The sequence below is a fragment of the Allobosea sp. GW822-FHT05A11 genome (assembly GCF_058800455.1).
Genome location: NZ_JBXAMI010000005.1, coordinates 206,279 through 228,945 on the forward strand (window position 1 = coordinate 206,279; position 22,667 = coordinate 228,945).

The 22,667-nt window shown below is 65.4% G+C and carries 22 protein-coding genes, 1 tRNA gene and 1 pseudogene; 5 read left to right on the forward strand and 19 right to left on the reverse strand.

What is annotated here, in order from left to right:
* The first annotated feature begins 51 nt into the window (after positions 1–51).
* Positions 52–1,488, forward strand: a complete 1,437-nt coding sequence (locus AC1RLU_RS17970; protein ID WP_454654635.1) for a homospermidine synthase — start codon at positions 52–54, stop codon at positions 1,486–1,488.
* 208 nt (positions 1,489–1,696) lie between these two features.
* Here the strand turns inward: AC1RLU_RS17970 and AC1RLU_RS17975 are convergent, their stop codons facing one another.
* The 4 genes from AC1RLU_RS17975 to AC1RLU_RS17990 form a co-directional block, all read right to left on the reverse strand.
* Positions 1,697–3,091 (reverse strand): MFS transporter, encoded by a 1,395-nt coding sequence (locus AC1RLU_RS17975; RefSeq protein WP_492797216.1) that lies wholly within the window; start codon positions 3,089–3,091, stop codon positions 1,697–1,699.
* Entirely contained in the window at positions 3,088–3,759 is a 672-nt protein-coding gene (locus tag AC1RLU_RS17980; RefSeq protein WP_492797218.1) for an LON peptidase substrate-binding domain-containing protein, read from the reverse strand. The genes AC1RLU_RS17975 and AC1RLU_RS17980 overlap by 4 nt, the downstream gene beginning before the upstream one ends.
* 23 nt (positions 3,760–3,782) lie before the next feature.
* Positions 3,783–4,682 (reverse strand): thioredoxin, encoded by a 900-nt coding sequence (gene trxA, locus AC1RLU_RS17985; protein ID WP_492797219.1) that lies wholly within the window; start codon positions 4,680–4,682, stop codon positions 3,783–3,785.
* An 81-nt stretch (positions 4,683–4,763) separates the two neighbouring features.
* Positions 4,764–5,354, reverse strand: coding sequence for a prolyl-tRNA synthetase associated domain-containing protein (locus tag AC1RLU_RS17990; protein ID WP_492797220.1), 591 nt, complete (start codon positions 5,352–5,354; stop codon positions 4,764–4,766).
* A gap of 158 nt (positions 5,355–5,512) precedes the next feature.
* Here AC1RLU_RS17990 and AC1RLU_RS17995 point away from each other — a divergent pair.
* Positions 5,513–5,587, forward strand: a tRNA-Gly gene (locus tag AC1RLU_RS17995).
* Between the two features lie 141 nt (positions 5,588–5,728).
* Here AC1RLU_RS17995 and AC1RLU_RS18000 read toward each other — a convergent pair.
* The 7 genes and pseudogenes from AC1RLU_RS18000 to AC1RLU_RS18030 form a co-directional block, all read right to left on the reverse strand.
* Positions 5,729–5,967: pseudogene (locus AC1RLU_RS18000) on the reverse strand (HNH endonuclease); the annotation flags it as partial.
* Positions 5,968–6,180: 213 nt separating this feature from the next.
* Positions 6,181–8,061, reverse strand: a complete 1,881-nt coding sequence (locus AC1RLU_RS18005; protein ID WP_492797222.1) for a TRAP transporter large permease — start codon at positions 8,059–8,061, stop codon at positions 6,181–6,183.
* Positions 8,062–8,065: 4 nt separating this feature from the next.
* Complete coding sequence (locus AC1RLU_RS18010; RefSeq protein ID WP_492797224.1) at positions 8,066–9,067, reverse strand: TRAP transporter substrate-binding protein; 1,002 nt, start codon at positions 9,065–9,067, stop codon at positions 8,066–8,068.
* Positions 9,068–9,118: 51 nt separating this feature from the next.
* The gene (locus AC1RLU_RS18015) at positions 9,119–9,922 is read right to left on the reverse strand and encodes an SDR family NAD(P)-dependent oxidoreductase (RefSeq protein WP_492797225.1); all 804 of its coding nucleotides are present in this window, start codon (positions 9,920–9,922) and stop codon (positions 9,119–9,121) included.
* Complete coding sequence (locus AC1RLU_RS18020) at positions 9,919–10,350, reverse strand: cupin domain-containing protein (RefSeq protein WP_492797227.1); 432 nt, start codon at positions 10,348–10,350, stop codon at positions 9,919–9,921. Before AC1RLU_RS18020 ends, AC1RLU_RS18015 begins: the two co-directional genes overlap by 4 nt.
* Positions 10,351–10,393: 43 nt before the next feature.
* Positions 10,394–11,446 (reverse strand): SDR family oxidoreductase, encoded by a 1,053-nt coding sequence (locus tag AC1RLU_RS18025; RefSeq protein WP_492797228.1) that lies wholly within the window; start codon positions 11,444–11,446, stop codon positions 10,394–10,396.
* Positions 11,446–12,165, reverse strand: a complete 720-nt coding sequence (locus AC1RLU_RS18030) for an EthD family reductase (protein WP_492797229.1) — start codon at positions 12,163–12,165, stop codon at positions 11,446–11,448. The genes AC1RLU_RS18025 and AC1RLU_RS18030 overlap by 1 nt, the downstream gene beginning before the upstream one ends.
* Before the next feature lie 210 nt (positions 12,166–12,375).
* On the opposite strand from AC1RLU_RS18030, the gene AC1RLU_RS18035 reads away from it, so the two are divergent.
* From AC1RLU_RS18035 to AC1RLU_RS18045, 3 genes are all read left to right on the forward strand, one after another.
* On the forward strand, positions 12,376–13,242 hold the full coding sequence (locus AC1RLU_RS18035; protein ID WP_492797230.1) for a LysR family transcriptional regulator: 867 nt from the start codon (positions 12,376–12,378) through the stop codon (positions 13,240–13,242).
* 164 nt (positions 13,243–13,406) lie between these two features.
* A complete protein-coding gene (locus AC1RLU_RS18040) occupies positions 13,407–14,255 on the forward strand; it encodes a transporter substrate-binding domain-containing protein (RefSeq protein ID WP_492797232.1) in 849 nt (282 codons plus the stop codon).
* Between the two features lie 121 nt (positions 14,256–14,376).
* Positions 14,377–15,210, forward strand: a complete 834-nt coding sequence (locus AC1RLU_RS18045) for an IclR family transcriptional regulator (RefSeq protein WP_492797234.1) — start codon at positions 14,377–14,379, stop codon at positions 15,208–15,210.
* Between the two features lie 12 nt (positions 15,211–15,222).
* Here the strand turns inward: AC1RLU_RS18045 and AC1RLU_RS18050 are convergent, their stop codons facing one another.
* From AC1RLU_RS18050 to AC1RLU_RS18085, 8 genes are read right to left on the reverse strand one after another with little or no spacing between them, the layout of a single operon-like run.
* Positions 15,223–16,008 (reverse strand): SDR family NAD(P)-dependent oxidoreductase, encoded by a 786-nt coding sequence (locus AC1RLU_RS18050; protein WP_492797235.1) that lies wholly within the window; start codon positions 16,006–16,008, stop codon positions 15,223–15,225.
* Between the two features lie 22 nt (positions 16,009–16,030).
* Positions 16,031–17,407, reverse strand: coding sequence for an aspartate aminotransferase family protein (locus tag AC1RLU_RS18055; RefSeq protein WP_492797236.1), 1,377 nt, complete (start codon positions 17,405–17,407; stop codon positions 16,031–16,033).
* Between the two features lie 23 nt (positions 17,408–17,430).
* Positions 17,431–18,348 carry a dihydrodipicolinate synthase family protein gene (locus AC1RLU_RS18060; RefSeq protein WP_492797237.1) on the reverse strand — a complete coding sequence of 306 codons (918 nt, stop codon included), beginning with the start codon at positions 18,346–18,348 and terminating at the stop codon, positions 17,431–17,433.
* A 30-nt stretch (positions 18,349–18,378) separates the two neighbouring features.
* Positions 18,379–19,176 carry an amino acid ABC transporter ATP-binding protein gene (locus AC1RLU_RS18065; protein WP_492797239.1) on the reverse strand — a complete coding sequence of 266 codons (798 nt, stop codon included), beginning with the start codon at positions 19,174–19,176 and terminating at the stop codon, positions 18,379–18,381.
* Positions 19,177–19,185: 9 nt separating this feature from the next.
* Positions 19,186–19,842 (reverse strand): amino acid ABC transporter permease, encoded by a 657-nt coding sequence (locus AC1RLU_RS18070; RefSeq protein ID WP_492797241.1) that lies wholly within the window; start codon positions 19,840–19,842, stop codon positions 19,186–19,188.
* A gap of 15 nt (positions 19,843–19,857) precedes the next feature.
* Complete coding sequence (locus AC1RLU_RS18075) at positions 19,858–20,985, reverse strand: NAD(P)/FAD-dependent oxidoreductase (RefSeq protein ID WP_492797242.1); 1,128 nt, start codon at positions 20,983–20,985, stop codon at positions 19,858–19,860.
* Positions 20,982–22,373, reverse strand: a complete 1,392-nt coding sequence (locus tag AC1RLU_RS18080; RefSeq protein WP_492797244.1) for an FAD/NAD(P)-dependent oxidoreductase — start codon at positions 22,371–22,373, stop codon at positions 20,982–20,984. Before AC1RLU_RS18080 ends, AC1RLU_RS18075 begins: the two co-directional genes overlap by 4 nt.
* The gene (locus AC1RLU_RS18085) at positions 22,370–22,651 is read right to left on the reverse strand and encodes a 2Fe-2S iron-sulfur cluster-binding protein (protein ID WP_492797246.1); all 282 of its coding nucleotides are present in this window, start codon (positions 22,649–22,651) and stop codon (positions 22,370–22,372) included. Before AC1RLU_RS18085 ends, AC1RLU_RS18080 begins: the two co-directional genes overlap by 4 nt.
* Positions 22,652–22,667 lie beyond the last annotated feature (16 nt).

Sequence of the window (22,667 nt, forward strand, 5' to 3'; positions counted from 1 at the left end):
CATACGACCCTTTTGAGCTTTTTTACCCCCAGAACCCAGGAGTTACAGAGAATGACGAATTGGCCCGTCTACGGCGAGATCACCGGCCCGATCGTGATGATCGGTTTCGGCTCGATCGGCCGCGGTACGCTGCCGCTGCTCGAACGGCACTTCAAGTTCGACAAGAGCCGCTTCGTCGTCATTGCTCCCGATGATTCCAATCGCCACCTGCTCGACGAGCGCGGCATCCGCTTCATCCAGGAAGCCGTCACCATCGAGAACTACAAGACCATGCTGGAGCCGCTGCTGACCGCCGGCGGCGGGCAGGGCTTCTGCGTCAATCTCTCCTGCGACACCGGCTCGCGCGACATCATGGAGTTCTGCTCCAGTCTCGGCGCGCTTTATATCGACACGGTCAACGAGCCCTGGCTCGGCTTCTATTTCGACGAGAGCAAGGGCCCGGCCGAGCGCTCGAACTATGCGCTGCGCGAGATGACGCTCGCTGCCAAGCGGGCACGCCCGGCCGGCACGCCGACGGCCGTCTCCTGCTGCGGCGCCAATCCCGGCATGGTCTCCTCGCTGGTCAAGCGGGCGCTGACCAACCTCGCCGCCGATATGCGTCTCAATGCGACGCAGCCGAACACCCGCGAGGAATGGGCGGCGCTGATGCAGCGCGTCGGCGTCAAGGGCATCCATATCGCCGAGCGCGACACGCAGCGTTCGAAGAACCCCAAGCCGCCGGGCGTCTTCGTCAACACCTGGTCGGTCGAAGGCTTCATCGCGGAAGCCGTGCAGCCGGCCGAACTCGGCTGGGGCACGCATGAGAAATGGATGCCGGCGAACGCTCATGGCCACGAGACCGGCTCGCAGGCGGCGATCTACCTGATGCAGGCCGGCGCCGAGACCAAGGTTCGGAGCTGGTGCCCGACGCCGGGCGCGCAGTACGGCTTCCTCGTGACGCATAACGAGTCGATCTCGATCGCGGACTATTTCACCGTGCGCGACGAGGCCGGCAAGGCCGTCTTCCGGCCGACCTGCCACTACGCCTATCACCCGGCGAACGATGCCGTGCTCTCGCTGCACGAGATGTTCGGCAATGCCGGCCGCCCGCAGGAGGAGCACCATATCCTCGAGGAGAAGGAGGTCGTCGACGGCATCGACGAACTCGGCGTGCTGCTCTACGGCCACGAGAAGGGCGCTTACTGGTTCGGCTCGCAGCTCTCGACCGAGGAGGCGCGCTCGCTCGCGCCCTACCAGACCGCGACCGGTCTGCAGGTGACCTCTTCCGTGCTCGCCGGCATGGTCTGGGCGCTGGAGAACCCGCGCGCGGGGATCGTCGAGGTCGAGGAGCTCGATTTCAATCGCTGCCTCGAGATCCAGCGGCCCTATCTCGGGCCGGTGAAGGGGTACTACACCGACTGGACACCGCTCGACGGCCGCCCGGGGCTGTTCCCGGAGGATATCGACACCAGCGATCCCTGGCAGTTCCGGAACATCCTGGTTCGGTGACGGCCGTTACTTGAAGGGCACCTTTTGAAGGGTGTCATCCCGTGCGCGCTGCGGCACGCAGTGCTGCTGCGCAGACACGGGACCGTTTTCCGGTAAGGGCGCCTTCTCATGCAGGGGGCGCCCTTTGCTTTGAGGGGCGCCTTCTCGTCGCGCGGTCCCGCATCTGCGCAGCAGCACTGACGTGCCGCAGCGCGTGCGGGATGACACTCTACGACCGGCGAACCTTCACGCCCGCCAGCAGCCACGCCCCGCCTACGAAGAACACGATCAGCACGGCCAAGCCTGCCCGCTGACTGGCGAAGATCGTCGTCGCCAGCGCGACCAGCGTCGGACCCATGAAGGACGTGACCTTCCCCGACAGGGCGAAGAGCCCGAAGAACTCGCCGATCCGTCCCTCGGGCGCGAGCCGCGCCATCAGGCTGCGGGAGGCTGCCTGCATCGGCCCGGCGACGAGGCCGATCAGCAGGCCGAGGCCGAGATAGACCTGCTCGGGCAGCGAGGCGAACAGGCCGTCGCCGGCCACCGGCGGCGCAGCGGGGATCACGAACAGAATATGGTCGGAACTCAACGAGAGGATGCCAATACAGGCGAAGAGCAGGCAGGCGATCGAACCAAGCACGACCGGCTTGCCGCCGATGCGATCGTCGAGCTTGCCGCCGAGCCAGGCTCCGAGCGTGCCGGTGACGGTGAGCAGGATGCCGAAGATGCCGAGCTCTATGGTCTGCCAGCCGAAGACGCCGGCCGCATAGATGCCGCCGAAGGCGAAGAGCGCGACCAGCGCGTCCTGGTAGATCATGTTGGCGAGGAGGAAACGGCCGAGCGAAGGCAGTTTCGGCAACTCGGCGAGCGTATCCCTGAGCCGGCCGACGCCGCCCTTGGCGGCCTCTGAGAGGCTCAGGCCCGTCTTGCTGGAATCCGGGGTCAGCAGGAACATCGGCGTGACGAAGACGACGAACCAGAGAGCGGTCAGCGGGCCGGAGAAGCGATCGCCCTCGCGGGCGGCGGCATCGAGCCCGAGGATCGGCGCGATGCCGATGAGCGTCTTGCCGGTCTGCGGATCGGCGGCGAGCAGCCCGAGCGTGATCGCAAGCGACAGAAGGCCGCCGAGATAGCCGATCGCCCAGCCGGTGCCGGAGAGCCAGCCGAGGCGCTCCGGGGGCACCAGCCGCGTCATCATCGCATTGTTGAAGGTGGTGGCGAATTCGGCTCCAACAGTCGCGATGACGAAGCCGGCGAGCGCGATCGGCACCGCGGTCGGTGACCCCGGCACGGCGAACCAGAGCATTCCCGCGCCGATGACCAGGAGCGCGCCGAAGGCGGCGATCCAGGGCTTGCGCGGCCCGGTCCGGTCCGCGATGCCGCCGAGCAGGGGCGAGAGCAGGGCGATGCACAGCCCGGCGAAGCCCGTCGCATAGCCCCAGAGCGCCTGCCCGTCGGCGGCGTCCTTCGCCAGCGCCGAGGCGAAGAAGGGCGCGAAGACGAACGTGGTGATCAGCGTGAAGAAGGGCTGGGCCGACCAGTCGAAGAACAGCCAGGCGGTGACCGCGCGGCGCGACGGCCAGACGGTGGGCGGTGCTTCGGCAGGCGGCGTCGCCGGTGTCACTGCAGGGTCGTGTCCGGATCGCCGCCGCCGCGGGCGAGCTCGATCTCGGTGATCGCGACCAGCACCTCGGCGCGGTCCTTCAGCGTCTGCGCCTCCAGCAAGGCCTGCTTCTCGCGCGGTCCGAACGGGCACATCATCGAGAGCGCGTTGACCAGGGCCTCGTTGGGCGCCTCGTTGACGCCCTTCCAGTCGATCTTGAGGTCGTTGGCCTTGGCGAAGTCGCGGAGCGCCTTGAGCAGGCCCTTGCGGTCCACCTCCTCCTCGCCCGCTCGGGCGAGGAAATCGGCGGCGAAGGCGTCATAGCCGACGCGGCCCTGGCGATAGGGCGTGGTGACCGACAATTCGTCGAGCAGCCGGAAGCGGCTGATGCCGGTCAGGGCGATGATGTAGCGGCCGTCGCCGGTCTCGGAGAACTGAGTGATGCGGCCGAGGCAGCCGACCTTCAGCAGCGGCGGGATCTCGGGCTGCCGCCCGGTTTCCGGCTCGGGCTGGATGATGCCGATGACGCGCTCGCCCTTCAGCGCATCGTCGATCATGGCGAGATAGCGCGGTTCGAAGATGTTGAGCGGCATCTGGCCGCGCGGCAGGAGCAAGGCGCCACCCAGGGGAAAAAGCGGGATCGCCGTCGGGCAATCCTTGGCTCCCTCGTAGACGGCGTTCATGCCCATGCGCGCCTTGTCCTTATCGCCGGTCAGGAGAACAGCAGGGTCGAAAGCTTGCGGCGCCCGGTGACGCTCGCCTCGTCCATCGGGCCCCAGGCCTCGAAGAACTGAAGGAGCTGCTTGCGCGCGCCGTCATCGTTCCACTTCCTGTCGGCCTTGATGATGGCGACGAGATGGTCGACCGCCTCCTCCCGCTTGTCACGGGCATTGAGCGCCAGCGCGAGATCGAAGCGCGCCTGATGATCCTTCGGGTTGGCCGCAACCTTGGCTTCGAGCTCGGCGGTGTCGCCGAGCGAGGCGGCCTGCTCGGCAAGCTCGATCGCGGCGCGCACGGCCGTGATCGCCGGATCGGCGGCCTTGTCCTGCGGCGCCGTGCCGAGGATGCCCTTGGCGCCCTCGATATCGCCGCTGTCGAGATGCAGCCGCGCCAGCCCTGCGATGGCGGCGAGATTGTCGGGCTCGATCTCGAGCACGCCGGCATAGAGCTCGCTCGCACCGGCGGGGTCACCGGCCGCGATGGCGGCCACGGCGGCCTCGATCAGCTCGGCCGTCTCGCCCGGACCCATCGGGCCCACAAGACGCTCGATGAAGACCTTGATCTGGCTCTCGGGCTGGGCGCCCATGAAGCCGTCGATGGGCTGGCCCTGCTTGAAGGCGATGACGGCGGGAATCGACTGGATGCCGAGCTGGCCGGGGATCTGCGGATGCTCGTCGATATTCATCTTGACGAGCTTGACCTTGCCGCCGGCGGCCTTGACCACCTTCTCGATGACGGGCGTGAGCTGCTTGCAAGGCCCGCACCAGGGCGCCCAGAAATCGATCAGAACCGGCTGGTTCATCGATTCGGCGATGACGTCCTCGCGGAAGCCCTGGGTCGTGGTGTCCTTGATCAGGCCGGGTTGCCCGGCCGCCTCGCCATTGACCAGCATGGGTCGTCCTTCGTGATGTTTCGTAGAGGCGCAGGCGTGCCGATGTGGCCGCCCGCGCGGTCGCCCCATAGATGGGGTGCTTCAGCCGTTCTGTCCATCAGGCGGGACGGGCAAATCGACGATCAGCGGCTCGTGGCCCGTGCTTCGGAAGAAGGCCAGCAGATCGTCGCGGCCGACCCGCAGCGTCGCCGTGTTGATTAGCGGATGGAAATTGACGTCCTCGCCGGTCGTCAGAACGGCGTCCAGCACCATGGTCACCTCGCCCGCGCGATCATTGATCACGGCGAAGGCGGTGACGGAGCCCGGCGTGACGCCGAGCTTCTCCATCAGGAGCTCGGCCGAGCCGAAGGAGAGCCGCCCGCTGGCGCCGATCCGCTCGTGCAGGCGCTTGAGATCGATGCGCGCATGCGCTTCGGCCGAGACGAGGAAGATCCGCCCCTTCTTGTCCTTGAGGAACAGGTTCTTGGTGTGATGACCGGTCATCGCGTCGCGATGCGGCGCGGTCTCGGCGACGGTGAACACGGCCGGGTGGTCCGTGCGGTGGAAGGCAATGCCTTTCTCGGTGAGATAGGCGCAGAGCTGGTCGGGCGTGACGGGCGCGGTCATGGCTGGGCGATCGGCGGGGTTCGGGATCAAAACGTCATGCTTGCCGGAGCGGCTGGCACGGGCCATGGATGCCTAGCCTTGCAGGGCGCCGGCAGCAAGGCGGGATGGGATAATCCCGGATTTCGGGGAAGGCGGCAAAAAAACTTTCGCCGGGTGCTTGCGCTTCGCGGCGCTTTGGGGCAATAACCCGGCCGCGCCGCCAACACGGCGCGACTGTCTCGGATGCGGGTGTAGCTCAGGGGTAGAGCACAACCTTGCCAAGGTTGGGGTCGAGGGTTCGAATCCCTTCGCCCGCTCCAGACAATCTCAGGACTTGAGAAGCATGCAAGCGTCGGATCTTCCGGCGCTTTTTGCTTTTTGAGCCTGAGGGATTCGAGGCCGTTTCCGAAGGGCTCCGAAAAGCCCGTGGTTACACTGCGGTTACAAGTAGGCGTCGGCGCCAATCCGCGATCGAACATCCAATGGGCGGTCCCTGACAAGGCGATGCCGTTGTTGACGATGTCCAGCCCCGCGGCCTCGACAGGGCGGATGTGAGCTGCCGCGACCTCGGCGCGGCCGCCGCCGTTGATCAGTTTGAGCCGGTTATCACACAGCGTTCATCGTAAGCGCGAAGCGCGGCTCGGCGGAAAACTCGATCGCGGACGACCCGCGAAGCGAGGGTGGTTACCCGCTCGCGCTCCCCTATAGGGCACACGGCGTGAGCTGTGAGGCGCCGTCACAGGCGGCAGCCTAGCGGTAGGCTGCGCCAGAGAGGGGTCGGGCGCGCCCGCGCGCCGCGCGTAGCTGCCCGCTTGTGGAGCGTTCCGGTACGCGCGCCTGGGGCGTCACGGAGCTGTGACGGCAGTACGGCTTGAGCCGCTAAAAGGCCAACAGATATCCTGCCCTTACTGGCTCAAAGAAAACCGATGCTTAACCAGGGGAAAGCGGCGATCAAGACGATGGCAGCAAACAGAGCTGCGAGATAGGGCACCATGTTCCACATCGCGTCATCGGGGGAGACCTTCGCAATAGCGCAGGCGGTGTAATAGCCGTAGCCGAAGGGCGGCGAGAACAGCCCCAGCCCCATGGAGAGCAGGACTACCATCGCGTACTGGACCGGGTGGACCCCGAGCGACTGCGCCACGGGCACCAGCAGCGGCCCGAACAGGACGATCGCCGGGATTCCCTCGAGAATGCTCCCGAAGATGATAAAGGCCACGATCGAAACCGCCAGGAAGGTGAACTTGCCACCGGGCAGGCCCGTCATCAGCGAGACCAGCGTGTCGGCGAAGCCGGATTGCGTCAGCGCCCACGACATTGCCCCGGCGAGCGCGATGATGATCATGATTGTGCCCGTCAGCGCGACGGTCTCGACCAGAATCTCGCTCATCCGCACTAGCGAGAAGCTCCGCATCATGATGCTGCCGACGATCGCGCAATAGACGATGCCGATGACCGCGACCTCGGTCGCCGTCGCGACGCCTTCGAGCACCGCCGCCCGGATGATCAGCGGCAGCGCGAGCGCGGGGATGGCGATGACGAAGGTCTTCACGATCAGTTTCATGTCGCGCTTGTCGGTGCCGCGGCGCTCGTTTCGGGAGCGCAACCAGACTGCGACGGACAAGGCCAGCATGCAGACCACTGCGGGGACGAGGCCGCCGATAAAGAGGGCTGCGATCGATATGCCGGTGACCGAGCCCATGATGATCAGAACGAGGCTTGGCGGAATGGTTTCCGCCGCCGCGGCGGATACCGCCAGCAGCGCGGCGATGTCGCCTTCCTTGACGCCGCGATCCTTCATGGCGGGGGCGAGGATCGGGCCGATCGCCGCCATGTCGGCCGCTTTCGCGCCGGAGATGCCTGACACGAGATACATCGCGCACAGCATGACGTAGCTCAGCCCGCCGCGTGCCGAGCCGATCAGCGCCACCACGAAATTGATCATGGCGCGCGCCATGCCGGTGTACTGGATCTGGATGCCCAGGAAGATGAAGAGCGGGATCGTCAGCAGGATGAAATGCGACATGCCTTCGTTGATGCGGCCGACGATCACGGTCAGCGGGAGATCGCTGGTCAGCGTGAAATAGCCCACGGTCGCCGCGCCGAAGGCGAAGGCGATCGGCACGCCGATTATGATCAGGGCCATCACCCCGACGCCGAAGAACAGCAGTAGGTTGAGGTTGCCGAGATCGGCCAGCAGCGGCGGGGTCAATTCGAGCCCGATCGCGATCAACGCTGCGATCAAAACCTGTGCGAGGACGGTCCGGGTCGACGAAGCACGCCACATCTGGATCAGCAGGAACACGGCCATCAGGACGATGGCGACAAGGCTCGCCAGGACCGGGACCGAGCCGGGAATCGAGAGGTTCGGGGTCGTGACGATGTGGTTCAGCTCGACGAGCTGGATCGTCGGGACGACGAGCTTGAGGAGGAAGACCAGGAGCACGACATGCGCAATGCGCTCCACCCCGGCCCGCCGCTCGGGCTGGAGCTTCGACAGCACGAAGGTGAGGCGCAGGTGGATCTTGCGCCGGAGCGCACTGGCGACGCCGAGCATGCCGAACCAGAGGAAGACAAGCATCGCCACCTCCTCGATCCAGGTGACGGGAACGTTGAGGAGATAGCGCGCCGTGACCGCCCAGCCGAGCAGGGCGATATCGATGAGAAGGAGAGCGGCTGCGACGATATCGACAAGCCGGCCGAGGCCCGATTCCAACCTGTCGAGCAGGCTGGAGCTCGTGTGTCCAGTGACGGGGCTGGCGGCGCCGGCCGCTTTCAGATCTGTCGCAGCCATCGTCTCAACCCAGCTTGCCGGTGTAGCGCTCGAGCGTGCTCCAGGCCTCGGCGCCGAACTTTTCCTTCCAGTCCTTGTAGAAGGTCGACGCGGCCAGCGCCTCGCGGAAGGCCTGGCGATTGGGCTCGATGATCTGCATTCCTGCACCGCTGAGCTTCGCGCGCAGGCTTTCGTCGAGCTTGACCAGGTCGGCGCGCTCCGCGACGGCGGCCGCGGTGAAGTGCTTGGTGATCACGTCCTTGATCGGCTGCGGCTGGCGCTTCCAGAACGGGCCATTGGCCAGCATCCAGAGCCCGTCCCACATGTGGTTGGTCAGGCTCACATATTTCTGAACCTCGTAGAACTTGCCGCTGTCGACGAGCGGCAGCGGGTTTTCCTGGGCGTCCACCAGCTTGGTCTGGAGCGCAGTATAGACCTCGCCGAAGCTGATCGATTGCGGCGCGGCCCCAAAGGTCTTGAACAGCGAGGTCGACAGCGGGCTCGGCGGGACGCGGATATGGACGCCGGCAAGGTCAGACGGCTTCTCGATCGGTTTCGAGCCGCTGGTGATCTGGCGGAAACCATTATCGAACATCTTGTCGAAGGCATGCAGGCCCGTCTTCTCGAGGCCCTGGCGCACCAATCCGCCGACATCGCCGTCCATCGCCTTCCAGACGTCGTCGAGACTGTTGAAGGCGAAGCCGACGCCATTGAGCGAGGAGGCGGGGGCGAGGTTCGAGAGCTGCGCGCCGGCCAGCGGGTAGAACTGGATCGCTCCTTGCCGCAACTGAGACAGCACCTCGAGATCGCCGCCAAGCTGGCTGTTCGGGAAGGTCCGGATGTCGATCTCGCCGTTGGTGTCGGCCTTGATGTTTCGGGCGGCTTCCTCGATCCGGGTGATCATCGGATGACCGGCTGGCATGTTGGTGGCCAGTTTGAAGGTCGCAGCCTGAGCCGGGCGAGTGATCGCGAAGGTGGTTGCTGCGGCAGCACCAGACGCGACGAAAGATCTGCGTGTGAGCTTCATGTTTCCCTCCGATTTGTTTTTTGTGGTTAGTTGTCCCGATCATTCGGGTTCTCAGGCGAGGATCAGGCCTCCGGACACGTCGAGGATCGCGCCCGTCATGTAGCGGGATGCGTCGGAAGCCATGAACAAAACGACGTCCACGATGTCCGCGGGCTCGGCCAGGCGCCCGATCGGGATTTGGCCGTTGAGCGCCTGCCCCTCATCGTCATTTCGAAGCAGACCGCTGACGCGCTCGCCGGCGACCGGGCCGGGCGCGATCGTGTTCACGAGAATGCTGTGGCGGGCATATTCCCGCGAGAGATGGCGGGTCATGCCGATCACGGCGGTCTTGGCCGCGGTATAGGAGCAGCCCAGCAAGGGACTGACCGATCGCCCCGCGTTCGAGGCGAAGTTGATGATGCGGCCGCCGCCGGCCTCGATCATGTGCGGTAGCACCGTCTTGGCGCACAGGAAGCTGCCGCGCACATTCGAGGCGAAGACCGAATCCCATTCGTCGACAGGCGTCTCATGCGTGATGCGGTAGGCCGCGCCATAGCTGCCGGCCATGTTGACGAGGACATCGATCCTGCCCCAGCGAGCCAGGACGATTTCCACCGCGGCCCGGACCTCTTCCTCCTTCGAGACGTCGGCGACCAGCGGCAGGGCCTCGCCCTCGGCGGATTCGATAATGCGGGCCGTTTCCAGGGCGCGCTCCTCGACGAGATCACAGATGGCGACGCGGGCGCCCAATCCGGCTAGCCGCTCGGCCAGAAGCTTGCCAATCCCGCGTCCGGCGCCGGTCACCAAAAAAACCCGGCCGGCGAAGATGTCGGGCGCAAAAGCCTCGCGCGCGGCCACTGGCAAAATCTGGTTCATGGCTGATCCTGTGCATCCGCGATGCCGCGCGGCGTGACGCCGGCCGGTAATGGCAATGGCGGGTTGGCGCTTTCGAGATGCTCGACGGTGACAAAGACGAGCGGGGTATCGCCGACATTGTGGAGGTCGTGGACCATGAACTCGCCCGCAGCGAAGCTCATATGGCTGGTCTGACCGGCGAAATAGGACGACGCTTTCGCTGCGCCGCCGTTGACATGGGATATGGCGCGACCGGCGCTGAGTGCGGTCCAGAAATAGTCGAGCACATGGCGATGGAAGCCGATGCGCTCGCCCGGCTCCAGGCGCATGTACCAGACGCGCGCACGCGCGCTTTCCGAAAGCAGGATCTGACCGACGCAAGGGTTGAATGCGTTGCGCGCTAATTCGGCCTGCAGTGCCGGATCGAGAGGAGACGGCCGAGCGCTCATCGCGCTGTCCTTGCTAGCGGGCAGGTCATGGATGGCTCCTGGCTCAGGGAACGATCTTGTTGCGCTTCAGATCGCGGAAGAGGTCGAGGAACATCTCCTCGCTGTCGAGAAATTCGAGGAAACCGTAGCGCCGGCACTTCGTCGTGTCGGACATCACGTCCCAGTCGTTCGAGAAGGCGTAGTTCGCGAAATTCCAGTTCACGAGCTGCGACAGCGGGTGCTTCTGCAGGCCCTCGCGCGCCACGATCTTCTCCCAGAGCGCGTCGGCGCCTGCCATGCGGGTCGGCATGTCGACGGTTTCGACACCGCCGGGCTCCAGCCCGAAGAAGCGCGCGAAGACCGGCCACAGGTTCTGGTAGCGGAAGAAGTCGCCGTTGGTGACGTTGAAGGCCTGATCGGCGCAAGCGGGGTTGGTCGACATCCAGACCATGGCGCGTGCCAGCAGCCCCGCATCGGTCGCCTGATAGACGGAGGTGAAGGCGCCCGGCTTGCCTGGGAAGGTGAAGGCCTGGCCCATCTCCTTCAGCAGCGTCGCATAGGTCGCGATCGTTGTGATGATGTTGAGCGGGTTGCCGAGCGCAAAGCCGCAGATCACATGCGGCCGCGCCGCCGACCACGACCAGCCCTTGCCGGCGCTGGCGGTCTCGGCCAAGTCCTGCTGGTCATAGTAGAAATGCGGCACGTCGATGCGCGGATCAGTTTCCTTGGCCGGGGTCTTGAAGGGACCGAGATACTGCCCGTAGTACTTGGTGCCCTGAAGCAGGCAGACATGCTGCAGGTTCGGCGCGGCGGCCTCGATCACCGGCAGGACATTGGCGAACATCTTCGCGTTCGGCGCGCGCGTCTCGGCAATAATCCGGCTGTCTAGATAGGCGCAGTAGAAGACATGCGTGACCTCGCTCAGGCCGCCGAGATTGTCCTTGCAGCTCTGCGGGTCCATCAGGTCGGCATGGACGAAGCGCGCCTTCGACTGGAAATAGGGCGGCTTGCGCGAGACGCCGATCACGTTCCAGTCCGGTTGCTGGTCGAGGTGCTCGATCAGCGCGCGCCCGGAAACGCCAGTCGCGCCGATGACAAGGGCGGTCTTCTTCTGCATCAAATCTGTCCTTCCTCAACGCCGAAGGCGGGCGGAGGCGGCATCACCACCACATGTTCGCGCAGCAGCGCGTCCTCCCACCGGGCGATTTCGTCATGCCCGAAAACCTGGTCCTTCCAGGCCCGCAGCCGCTCGCGGCCTTGGGCAGCCGCATCCCGTTCGGTGAACCAGAGTTCGACGAGCGCGTCATAGGGCGCCTCGCCCGTCACCAGCGTCAGGTCGCCTGCAACCTTGGAATTCAACAGCTGCCCGGCTTCGTCGAGGCTCAGCCGCGCCTGGGGCGCGCCCGTGATCGTGCAGATTGCGGGCGTGGCGAGCGTGCCGAGCTTGTCGAGGAAGGCCGTGCGCGATTGATCTGCCTGCCGCTTCAGGCACAGCAGCAGCTTGAACGGCGTCGACGACAAAGCGCCGCTTCGCCTCAGCCAGCGTTCGCTGGCAAGCAAGTGCTCGCGCCGTGCCAGCCAGGCGGAGGCATCCTTCGAGCCATTGCGGCCGATCTCGGAGGCGTAGGACGCCTGGCAGGCCTCGCGCGTGTCGAACCAGAGCTGCGCGACGCCATCGGCCAGCGGCTCGCCTTCATCCAGCGAGAATCCGAGCATGTAGCCGCGCAAGCCGGGGAAGGCCGCGGCGATCGGTCCATGGATCGTTTCCCAGCGTTGCTCGAAGGCTGGCCGCGTCAACTGCGCGACGCGCTTCTGGAAGGTCACGAGCTTGATCATCGGCGGCGCGCTATGCCCGCCACACGTCCGGCACTGGTATCTGTAATCACTGGTTCCTCCGACATCCGGCCGTCTTGTTTGCGTCGCGGCCTTTAACGTCAGATCAGGCTATGCTCACAGGGGCTTGGCTTGGAACCACCGTTGATGGACACATACTGTTGAGTCAAACGCAACGACGGGTTCGAGATGAATAGCGGCAATGAGCTTCAGGTGTTCGCCCATGTCGTGGACTGCGGGAGCTTCGCAGGCGCAGCAAGAGTGTTGAACGTGACCCGCTCGGCCGTCTGCCGCAGGGTGGACGGTCTCGAGCGTCGTCTCGGCGTGCGGCTTCTGGATCGGACAACTCGTCGCCTTTCGCTCACCGAAGCCGGAGAGACCCTGTACCGGCGCGCGCAAACCATCCTCGCGCAGATCGCCGAAGCCGAACTGGTCGTCAGCGAATACGGGGGAGAGCCACGCGGCACCCTTCGGATCACGAGCCCGATCATGATCGGATTGCACCGCTTGATCCCGCTTCTTCCCGAATTCCTGGCGCTTCACCCGAACATCAAGGCCCATCTCGATCTCTCGGACGACGTCGTGGATCCGGCCCTTGCTGATCACGATGTCGGTCTGCGCTGGGGCGCGCCGAAGGATTCCGCTGCGATCATCACGAAAGTGGCGGCGAGCCGGCAGATCATCTGCGCTGCACCGGCCTATCTCGAGCGTCACGGGACGCCGGAGACGCCGCAGGATCTCCTGCGCCACAACTGCCTGCTGATGAGCCGGCTGGGCTTGTCCAGCAACGAGTGGAGCTTCGTGGTCGACGGCCGGCCGCTCAAGCTCAAGGTGCAGGGAAACTACGTGGTCAACGGCGGCCACGGAAACTATGAGGCGGTCGTCTCCGGCCTCGGCATCGGCCGTGTCACCGATCTGCGCGTGGCGGACGATATCCGCATTGGGCGCTTGCGACCCCTTCTCGAAGCTTACGAACCCGAGGATGCCATGCCGATCTTCGCGGCCTACAGGGCCGGCGCTTTGGTGCCGCCGAAAGTCAGGATCTTCCTCGATTTTCTCAGGCGCCGGATGCGCGGTTGATGGCCAGGGTCGAAACAGCGAGCCATCTCGATAGGCTCCCGCGGCGTTTTGACGGCGGACGCATTGCAACATCGTGCGCCGCCTCTTGACATCCGCGCACGCTAGATTGTTTAGTATATAAAACGCAAGTTGATATCCAAACATAACAGAGGCGGAGATTGTTCATGTCACCCTTGGGGCAGCTTTACCGAATCCTGTGTGCGGCCTTCGTAATAGCGGTTGTTTCGCTGTCTTCGGCCCCCTCGCATGCTGCGAGCACTTGGGACGCCATTGTGCAGCGCGGCGTCCTGCGTGTCGGCGTCATTCCGGCCCGGCCGCCCTATTTCTGGCAGGAAGACGGCAAATGGGTCGGGTTCTCCGCCGAAATGGGAGAAGATTTGGCGAAAGCCCTCACCAAGAAGGTGGGCAAAGAGATCAAGGTTGAGTTCGTCGTCACGTCCTGGACCTCGGTCATCCTTGATATCCAAGCCGACAAGTTGGATGCGTTCTTCGGGCTGAGCTTCTCGGAGGAGCGCAAGAAGGCGGTGCACCTCGCCGGACCGCTCTACTCGCTGCCGAGCGTCGTGCTGAAGGCCAAGGGGTTGGAAATGCCCGACACCTGGGAGGCCTTCAACAAGCCGGACGTCAAGATCGCCGTCGTGATGGGGACCACTGACGAGCAAGTAGCGCGGAAGATGCTGCCGAATGCGCAAATTCGCGGGCTCAAGGGCATGGGCGAGGCCGTGCTCGACATCCAGTCGCGCAACGCTAGTGCGATGATCACGACTGTGCTGACCGGACTGGGTGCACTCAAGGCGAACAAGAGCCTCGGTAGCATGGCCGTTCTCCAGCCGGCCAATACTGCTCCGTCCTACGGCGGTACGCGCCGCGACGGTGATGACCGGTTTGCCACGTTCCTGCAGGACTGGGCTCTGGCCTATCGCGCTGATGGCAGCGCCAAGAAGGTCATCTTCTCGGCCATGGAGAAATTCGGCCTGGATACGTCGCAGCTCCCTGCCGACGTACAGTTTTGATGTAATAGATAGCGGGCGGGCGAGCCGTGACCGGCTGCCCCCGCCCGGCGTTCATCGGCTAAGGCCGCGCTTGCTTTTGTCGGTGCCGCAGCCAACAACAAGGCCTGAGCCTGGAGGAAGAATGTCGGTTGCCGAGTCCGGGATTCCCGGCGTCGAACTTCACAAGAATCACGACGTCTATTTCGTCCCGGGCCTGCGTCGCGGGCTGCTTCTGCTCGAAACGCTTGCCGATGCCCGCAAGCCGCTGAACGTCTCCGAGATCGCCAAGCGCATGGGTCTGACGCGGTCGGCCGTCTTCCGCCTGACCTATACGCTTCGCTACATGGGCTTCCTCGAAGAGATCCCGGCGAGCAAGAGCTTTGCCCTCGGCCCACGCATTCTCAATATCGGCTACGCTTTCCTCGCCTCAAAGGACATCATCGAGGTATCGCGTGGCGATTTGGAGCTGCTACGCGACAGCACCAATGTCTCGGCGCATCTCGCGATCCGAGACCGCACCGAAGTTCTCTATCTCAGCTGCGTGCAGACCCGCTCTGGTTTTCTTAGCAACCTGAATGTCGGCACGCGCCTGCCGATCTACGCGACGCCGATGGGTTGGCTGCTCCTGTCCGAGTTGTCGGCGCGCGAAATTACCGAGCTTGTCGGCGCACAGGACATGGAGCCGCTGACCGAACTGACTCCGCGCAGCATCCAGCAGCTTGTCCAGCGCGTCGGCGAAGCTGCGACCAGCGGCCATGCGATCAGCCGTGGTGTCGTCGAGCCCGGGGGAAGCACGATCGCCGCGCCCGTGCTGGATCGCGACGGCCATGTCGTGGCGGCCATCGACATATCGGGGCCGGATACGGCCTTCAACGTGGCCGAGATCGATACGCGTTATGTCAGCGAGGTCATGGCCGCGGCCGAGCGCATCTCGACCCGTCTGGGCTATCAGCCGCGCCGGAGCGCGGCTGTCTGATACGCCCTCGTCCTACATCCGGCCGGCATCGACCTTGATGCGCTCGGAGGTGATGGGAGACGAGGCGTCGCTGGCCAGGAAGAGAGCGGCCTTGGCGACTTCCTCAGGTTCCACCCAGCGGCGCAGGGCAGCCTTGTCGGTGTAGTTCGCCCGGATGATCTCCTCGGCCGGACGATTTTCCTTGGCGACACGCGCGGCGATGACGCGCTGCATCAGCTCGCCGTTGACCGCTCCCGGGCAGAGCGCGTTGACGCGGATGCCGTGGATGCCGACCTCCTGCGAAACCGCCTCGGTGATGCCGATCACGGCGAATTTAGTCGCCGTATAAGCACTGCGCATCGGATAGCCCCGCAGCCCCATAAGCGACGACATGTTGATGATCGAGCCGCCGCCGCGGGCGCGCATCAGCGGCACGCAGTGCTTGATGCACAGGATCGTGCCGCGGATGTTGATCGCCATCGTCTCGTCCCATTGGGCGATGTCGAGGTCTTCAGCATTCGCGACCTGGCCAGTCACGCCGGCGTTGTTGACGAGGATGTCGACGCCGCCGAATTTTTCGGCCGTGGTCTGCGCGAGCTTCCGGGCCTCGTCCTCCTTGGAAACGTCCGCGGCGATGGCGTGAGCGCCGATCGTGGCTGCGACCTTTTCCAGCGCCGCTTGCGAGCGCCCGGCGATCACGACCTGCGCGCCCTCCTCGGCGAACATCTTCGCGATGGCGAGGCCGATGCCGGTCCCGCCGCCGGTGACAATGGCGATCTTGCCGGACAAAGCGGACGAGGCGGTGAACTGGGTCGACATGAGCGGAAACTTTCGGAGAGCTTCAGAGGGAAACGATGCGTTCGAACGAGGCCAGGAACGCATCGATCTGCGCCGGTGTCGTCACGGTGGAAATGGTGCCGGCCAGCGACGAGGTGAGCAGGAAGCCGTCGCTCAGCAGAGCGAGCGACGCGAGCGTTTCCCAGCCCTTGTCGCTGGTTGCGCTGTCGCGATAGTCGCGGATGGTCCTGCTCGTCGCCGTGATCTTGAAGAGCGAGCCCTCGCCCGTGACCTGCAGGGGCAGCCCGTCACAGATCGCAGCGAGCCGCTGCCGGATCATCGCGCCGGTATCGGCAAGCGCTTCGAAAGCCGCCGGGGTGAGTTCGGACATCGTCGCGAAACCCGCGACCGTGACCATCGGGTTGGCGTTGAACGTGCCGGCATGCGTCACCCGTTCCTTGCGGGCGGGCGACGACAGATCGAGGATATCGGCACGGCCGGCGATGGCGCCGACCGGGAAGCCGCCGCCAATGATCTTGCCGAGCGTGGTCAGGTCCGGGGTGACGCCAGCCAGGCCCTGCGCGCCGTTGTAGCCGACGCGGAAAGCGATCACCTCGTCGAAGATCAGGACGATGCCGTACCGATCGCACAAGGCACGCGCCTCCGCGAGGAAGGCGCGATCGGGCATCAGCAGGCCGATGCGATTGGCCATCGGCTCGATCAGCAGCACGCCGATCTGCGCGTGATGCGCCTCGACGAAGCTGCGCAGCACGCTCGCATCGTTGAAGGGCAGCACGGCGACGCGGCCGTCGCGCCCGGCAAGGCCGATGCTCTCGGCGATCGGCGTCGGCGCGGAGGCGTCGCCAGCCTGCGCCGGCGGCGGGTTCACCGACCAGCTCACGTCGTCATAGGACCCATGATAGCTGCCCTCGAATTTGACGATCAGCGGCCGGTTGGCGAAGGCGCGGCCGAAGCGCACCGCCATCATCACCGCCTCGCTCCCCGAGTTGGCGAAGCGGATCCGTTCCGCCGAGGGCACGCGCTCGATCAGAAGCTCGGCCAGAACCAATTCGGATTCCGTTGGGCCGAAATAGGCGGTGCCCTTGCGCAGCTGCTTCTCGGCGGCGGCGACGACGACCGGATGGGCGTGGCCCAGCGGCAGGGACGTGGCGTTGAACCAGAAATCGTTAAGGGAGCGCCCGTCGGCATCGGTGATGCGGCTGCCCTCGCCGGCGGCGATGAAGCTCGCATAGGGCTTGCGCATCACCGCGTCGCGCGTGAATCCGCCCGGGAAGACGGTCCCGGCCCGGCCGAACAGCTCGCCGGATCTTGGCGTGAGCGAGCGATAGCGCGCCTCGATCGCTTCCGCATGGGCATGCAGCGCCCCGTAGAAATCATTGCCTGCAGGATTGAGGGCCTGCGCGGTGGCCTGGCTGGACATCACAATCTCCCTGATGTTCCGGCTCAGCGAGCCGCTGCGCGCGCGCGTTCAAGGAAGCCGGTGCTTTCCATCACCCGGCGCAATTCATCGCGCTGGGCCGCCGTCAGCGGGCGGATCGGATCGCGGGTGCGGCCGCCGGGGCGCCCGATCAGGTCGAGCGAGGCCTTGACGCTGGCCGGGAACGTGCCGAGGCCGAAGAAGGAGGAGAGCATGCCGGCCATTTCGGTCTGAATCCGCCGGGCCGTTTCGAGATCGCCCGAGATCGCCGCGCGATAGAATTCGGGCGAGGTCGAGCCGAAGACGGGCGTGCCGGAATCCATGTAGCCGACGGCGCCTTCCGACAGGGCGGCCAGGCCGAAGAAGCTCGCATAGCCCGCAAAGACGCTGATCCGATCACCGGTGGTGCGGATCACCTCGGAGAGGGTGCCCCAGTCCTTGGAGCTCTCCTTGATGGCGATGACCTTGTCCTCGTCGGCGAGACGATTGATCAGCTTCAAGCTCAGGTTCACGCCGGTGCGGCGCGGGATGTTGTAGAGCAGGATCGGTAGCGGCGATTGCGCGATCACCTTGCGGAAATGGTCTTCGATTTCGAGTTCGCCGACCATCACGTACCAGGGCGCGGAGACCATCACGACATCGCAGCCGGCATCCGCGGCTTGATGCGTCTTCTTGATCACTTCATCGGCGAAGATCGCGCTGCAGCCGGCAACGACGGGCACGCGTCCGTTGGACGCCTTCACGGCGGTGTGGAACACGGTGGCGCGCTCGTCCTCGCTCAAGGCCCAGCTCTCGCCGGTGCAGCCGTTCACGAGAAGGCCGTTGACGCCATCGTCGATCACCGTTTCCGCGAGCTGCTGGAACGCTTCCGGATCGAGCGAGCAATCGTCGCGGAAGGGCGTGGTCAGTGCAGGAATGACACCGCGAAAGGATGGGTTCTTCATCGAAGTTCTCTCTTGTCGACGGTCGCGCGCTCAGGCGCCGGCCTGCATGTGGAAGCGGGACAGGAAGGACTGGGTGCGGGGGTTGGAGGGCCGGGCGAAAATGTCGGAGGCGTTGCCTTCCTCCACGATCAACCCTGCATCCATGAAGGTCACGCGGTCGGCGACATCGCGCGCAAAGCCCATCTCGTGGGTGACGATCACCATCGTCTTCCCCTCCTTGGCGAGGCTGGCCATGACCTTGAGCACTTCGTCGACGAGTTCGGGATCCAGCGCGGAGGTTGCCTCGTCGAATAGGATCACCTGCGGTTGCATCGCCAGGGCGCGGGCGATCGCCACGCGCTGCGATTGCCCGCCGGAAAGGTTGCGTGGCAGCACGTCCGCTTTCTCGGCGAGGCCGACCTTGGCGAGCAGGCTCATCGCCAGGGCGCGGGCTTCCTTCTCGGGCGTTCCGAGCACGATGCGCGGTCCCGACATCACATTCTGCACGGCCGTCATGTGCGGAAACAGGTCGAACTGCTGGAAGACCATGCCGAGATGGCTGCGGAAGCGTTCGAGATTCCGCGCGGCCGGCATCTTGCCGCCCGGCGTGAAGGAGAAGTTGTCGGCGCCGACCCTCACGGTGCCGGAGGTCGGCTGCTCGAGCAGGTTGATGCAACGCAGTAGGGTCGACTTGCCGCAACCGCTAGGGCCGATCAGGACATGAACCTTGCCCTGTTCGACCTGGAGCGAGATGCCTTTCAGCGCCTCGTGGTCGCCATAGAACTTGCGGATGCCGGTGAGCTCGATCATCGCGCGCTGTGATGGGGAGGTTGAAATCTGGTCTGCCATGTGAGGTCCTCAGCGGTCGGCGCGAGCTTCGAGCCGCTTGGCTATCTTGGTCAGCGGGTAAAGGATGATGAAGTAGATGGCGGCGACAACCGTATAGGTCTCGAGCGGCCTGAACGTCGCAGAGGCGAGCTCGTAGGATTTGTACATGAGGTCCGGCACCGCCACGACGTAGAGCAGCGACGTGTTCTTGAGCTGGAGCACCGACTGGTTGACGAAGGGCGGCACCATGCGTCGCGCGGCCTGCGGCAGGATGATGTGGCGCATCATCTTCGCGTCGCTCATGCCGAGCGCGCGCGCCGCGTTCCACTGGCCCTTGTCGATGGAGATCACGCCGGCGCGAAAGATTTCCGCGCAGAAGGCGCCCATATAGAGCGTGAGCCCGAGGCCGCCGGCGATCCAGGCCGGGATCGAGAAGCCCGCCAACATAGGCAGCGCGTAGTAGAACCAGACGATCTGGACCATCAGCGGCGTGCAGCGGAACAGCTGGACATAGCCGCCGGCAGGTGCGCTCAGCCACCAGCGCTTCGACAACATGCCGATGCCGACGAAGACGCCGATCAGCATGCCGCCCAGGATCGTAAAGACCGCATAGCTCAGCGTGACGGAAAGGGCTTGGGCCCAGACCTTCCAATCGAGCGCTGCGCTCCAGTCGAATTCATAACCCATGTCTTGGTCCGGTTCTCACGAGGCTGCTGCGATGTGCGGGGTCGGCAGGAAGCGGGCAGGATCGAAAAGCGGCATCTCCGGCTCGCGCCCGAGGATCAGGTCGCCGATTAGGCGACCTATGTAAGGGCCGATCGTGTATCCACCCCTGACGCAAGCCAGGATGAAGGCGTCGGGCAATCCCGGCAGAGCACCCGCAAGCGGATAGAAATCGGGCACATTGGCCTCGAAGCCGGTCCAGACCCGCATCAGCCGGGCCGAGGCGAGGGCCGGAACCGCGAACTGGGCCAGGCGCAGATTGGTGAGCAGCGTTTCCGGCACGACATGGCCGCGCCCTTCGGCGGGCGTTCCCTTGCCTTGCCAGCCTCCTCCGATCAGAACGGTGCCGTTGTCCTTCTGCTTGAGAGTCAGCAGGCCGGTCGCGTGCCCGATCGCCGAACTGACCAGACGCGGCTGTCGTTCGGTGACGGAGACAGTGTTGATGCGCACCCGGATCGGCAGATCCAGTCCGAGCATCGCAGCGGCCGGCTTCGTCCAGGCGCCGCACGCCAGCAGAAGTCGCGTGGCCGAGATCGTGCCGCCCGGCGTGACGAGCCGATAGCCGTGGGCTTGTCGCTCGATGCTTTCGACCGGCTGGCGCTCGTGCACGGCGATGCCGGCCTCCGCCAGTAAGCTCCTGTAATAGGAGCCGGTGAGGCTGGAATTCGCATAGCCATCCGCAGCGCAGTAGCTGGCCAGGACGACCGCGCGATTGAGGCCGGGCTCGAGCTGGCGGATTTCGTCCGGGCTCTTCATCACGATTGGGGCGCCTGCTTCACGCTTCAGCGCCATGTTGGTCGTCAGCCGCTCAGCCTCGGCCTCGCTGAAGGCCAATGTCAGACCGCCGGTCTCATGAAACCCGACCCGATTACCCGCCGCCTTCCAGATCTCGTGGCCGCGGATCGCGTAGGGCATCAGCTTGATGCGCTTGATCTGCAGTGACAGCGTGCCGGCGTTGACGCTCGATGCGCCCGAGCCGAGATCGGACTGCTCGATCAGCACGACGCGCATCCCGCCGGCCGCAGCCTGCAGCGCCGCGGCGCAGCCCATCAGGCCGCCTCCCATGACGGCAAGATCCCATTCCGGTGTCGATGCGAGCGCCGTCATTGCGGTGCGGGCTCCGGCATGGGCAGGGCGAAATAGTCGAACTCGCCGGCAATCGCCGCAAGCGGGACCGGCCGCAGCGGAGGGCGGGGTGAGCCCTGTCCGATCTCCTTGCGGGACAGTCCTGTCGCGGCACCGATCAAGGCGGCAGCGGTATCCTCGCAGATGCGGCCGCCACAGGGCCCCATGCCGCAGCGTGTGGCTGCCTTGAGGCCGTTGATCGTCCGCGCACCGCCGGCAATGGCCTGATCGAGGGTCACCCGCGTCAGGTTCTCGCAGCGGCAGACGATGGTGTCCGGCGTGATCGCGTTCAATGTTTCGGCTGGCGGCGCAGCCAGCCGCGTCATCGCGGCACCGAAGCGGCCGGCCTGCTTCGCCTGGCGGCGCATGGCTGCCGAGGCCGAGGCATCTCCTCCTCCAGCCCTCGCCACGGCTCGCCCTGTGAGCGTGCCCTGACGTGTAGCGGCTGCGGCGCCGAGCACGCCGGCTCCATCGCCGCAGATGAAGAGATTCTCGACGGCCGTCGTGCCGTCTTCGCCAACGCGCGGAAACCAGCCGCCGAGCGCCGCATCATAATCGTGGGGAACGCCGAGGAGGCGCGCCATCTCCGTCGCCGGCATCAGGCCAAAGCCGTAACAGACGCTGTCGCATGCGAAGCGCGTCTCGACGCTTTCTGTTGCAAACAGCGGCGCCGCCTGGGCTCCCTCGACGTGGTGCGTACCTTCGATCGCACGCAATGCGTGGCCGTGCAGGATCGGCACGCCGGCACGCAGCAGTGACAAGTACCAACTCGCCCCGCGCAGGAGTAGGTCGGGGCGGCTTGCCATGGCAGGCAGGGCTGCAAACCAGCGGGGCCGGGAGGAGGCATCGATTATTCCAGCCACGGTGCCGCCAGCTTTCAGGATCGTCGAGGCGACCAGAAGGAGCAGCGGCCCAGCGCCGGCTACAAGAACGCGATGCCCCGGCAATATGCCTTGCGCTTTCAAGAGATTTGTCGCACCGGCCAGCCCGATCACACCAGGCAAGGTCCAGCCCGGCACAGGACGGTGGCGCTCCTGGGCGCCGCCGGAGAGGATCAGGAAACGTGCGCGCCATTCGGCCGCGCGATCGGCTTCGACCGCGCAGATGCGGAAGCCGGGTTCGACGAACCAGACGCGATGGCCGAATCGGCACTCCACGCCACTCGTCGATAGCTGCGCCCGCAATGCGTCGCCGATCTCGCCGTCCGGTCCGCCTGCGCCCGGTGCCGGGGTGCGATAGACCTGGCCGCCCGCTGCGGCATTTTCATCGACCAGCAGCACGCGCAGCCCTGCCGCCGCCGCTTCCATGGCAGCGGTTGCGCCTGCCGGGCCGGCGCCGATCACCACGAGGTCGTAAGAATCGGCCGTCATGGCAGGGAACTCACGGCCAATCCGGCCTGCACGGGCATCCTGCAGGCCTCAACGACGCGGCCGTCGATCAGGACGGCACATTCCTGGCAGAGGCCCATCGTGCAGAACAGCCCGCGCCCGCCGCCGCCCAGGTTTTGCCCGAGTTCGCGAATGCCGGATGCAAGCAGCGCGGAGGCGACCATGTCTCCTTCATAGGCGTCGATCATGCGGCCGTTGAAGACGAAGCGGAGTGCCTTTCGTCCCACCGTGCTTCCTGCGATGCGCCGATCATCTGCCATTGTCAGGCCCTTCGCG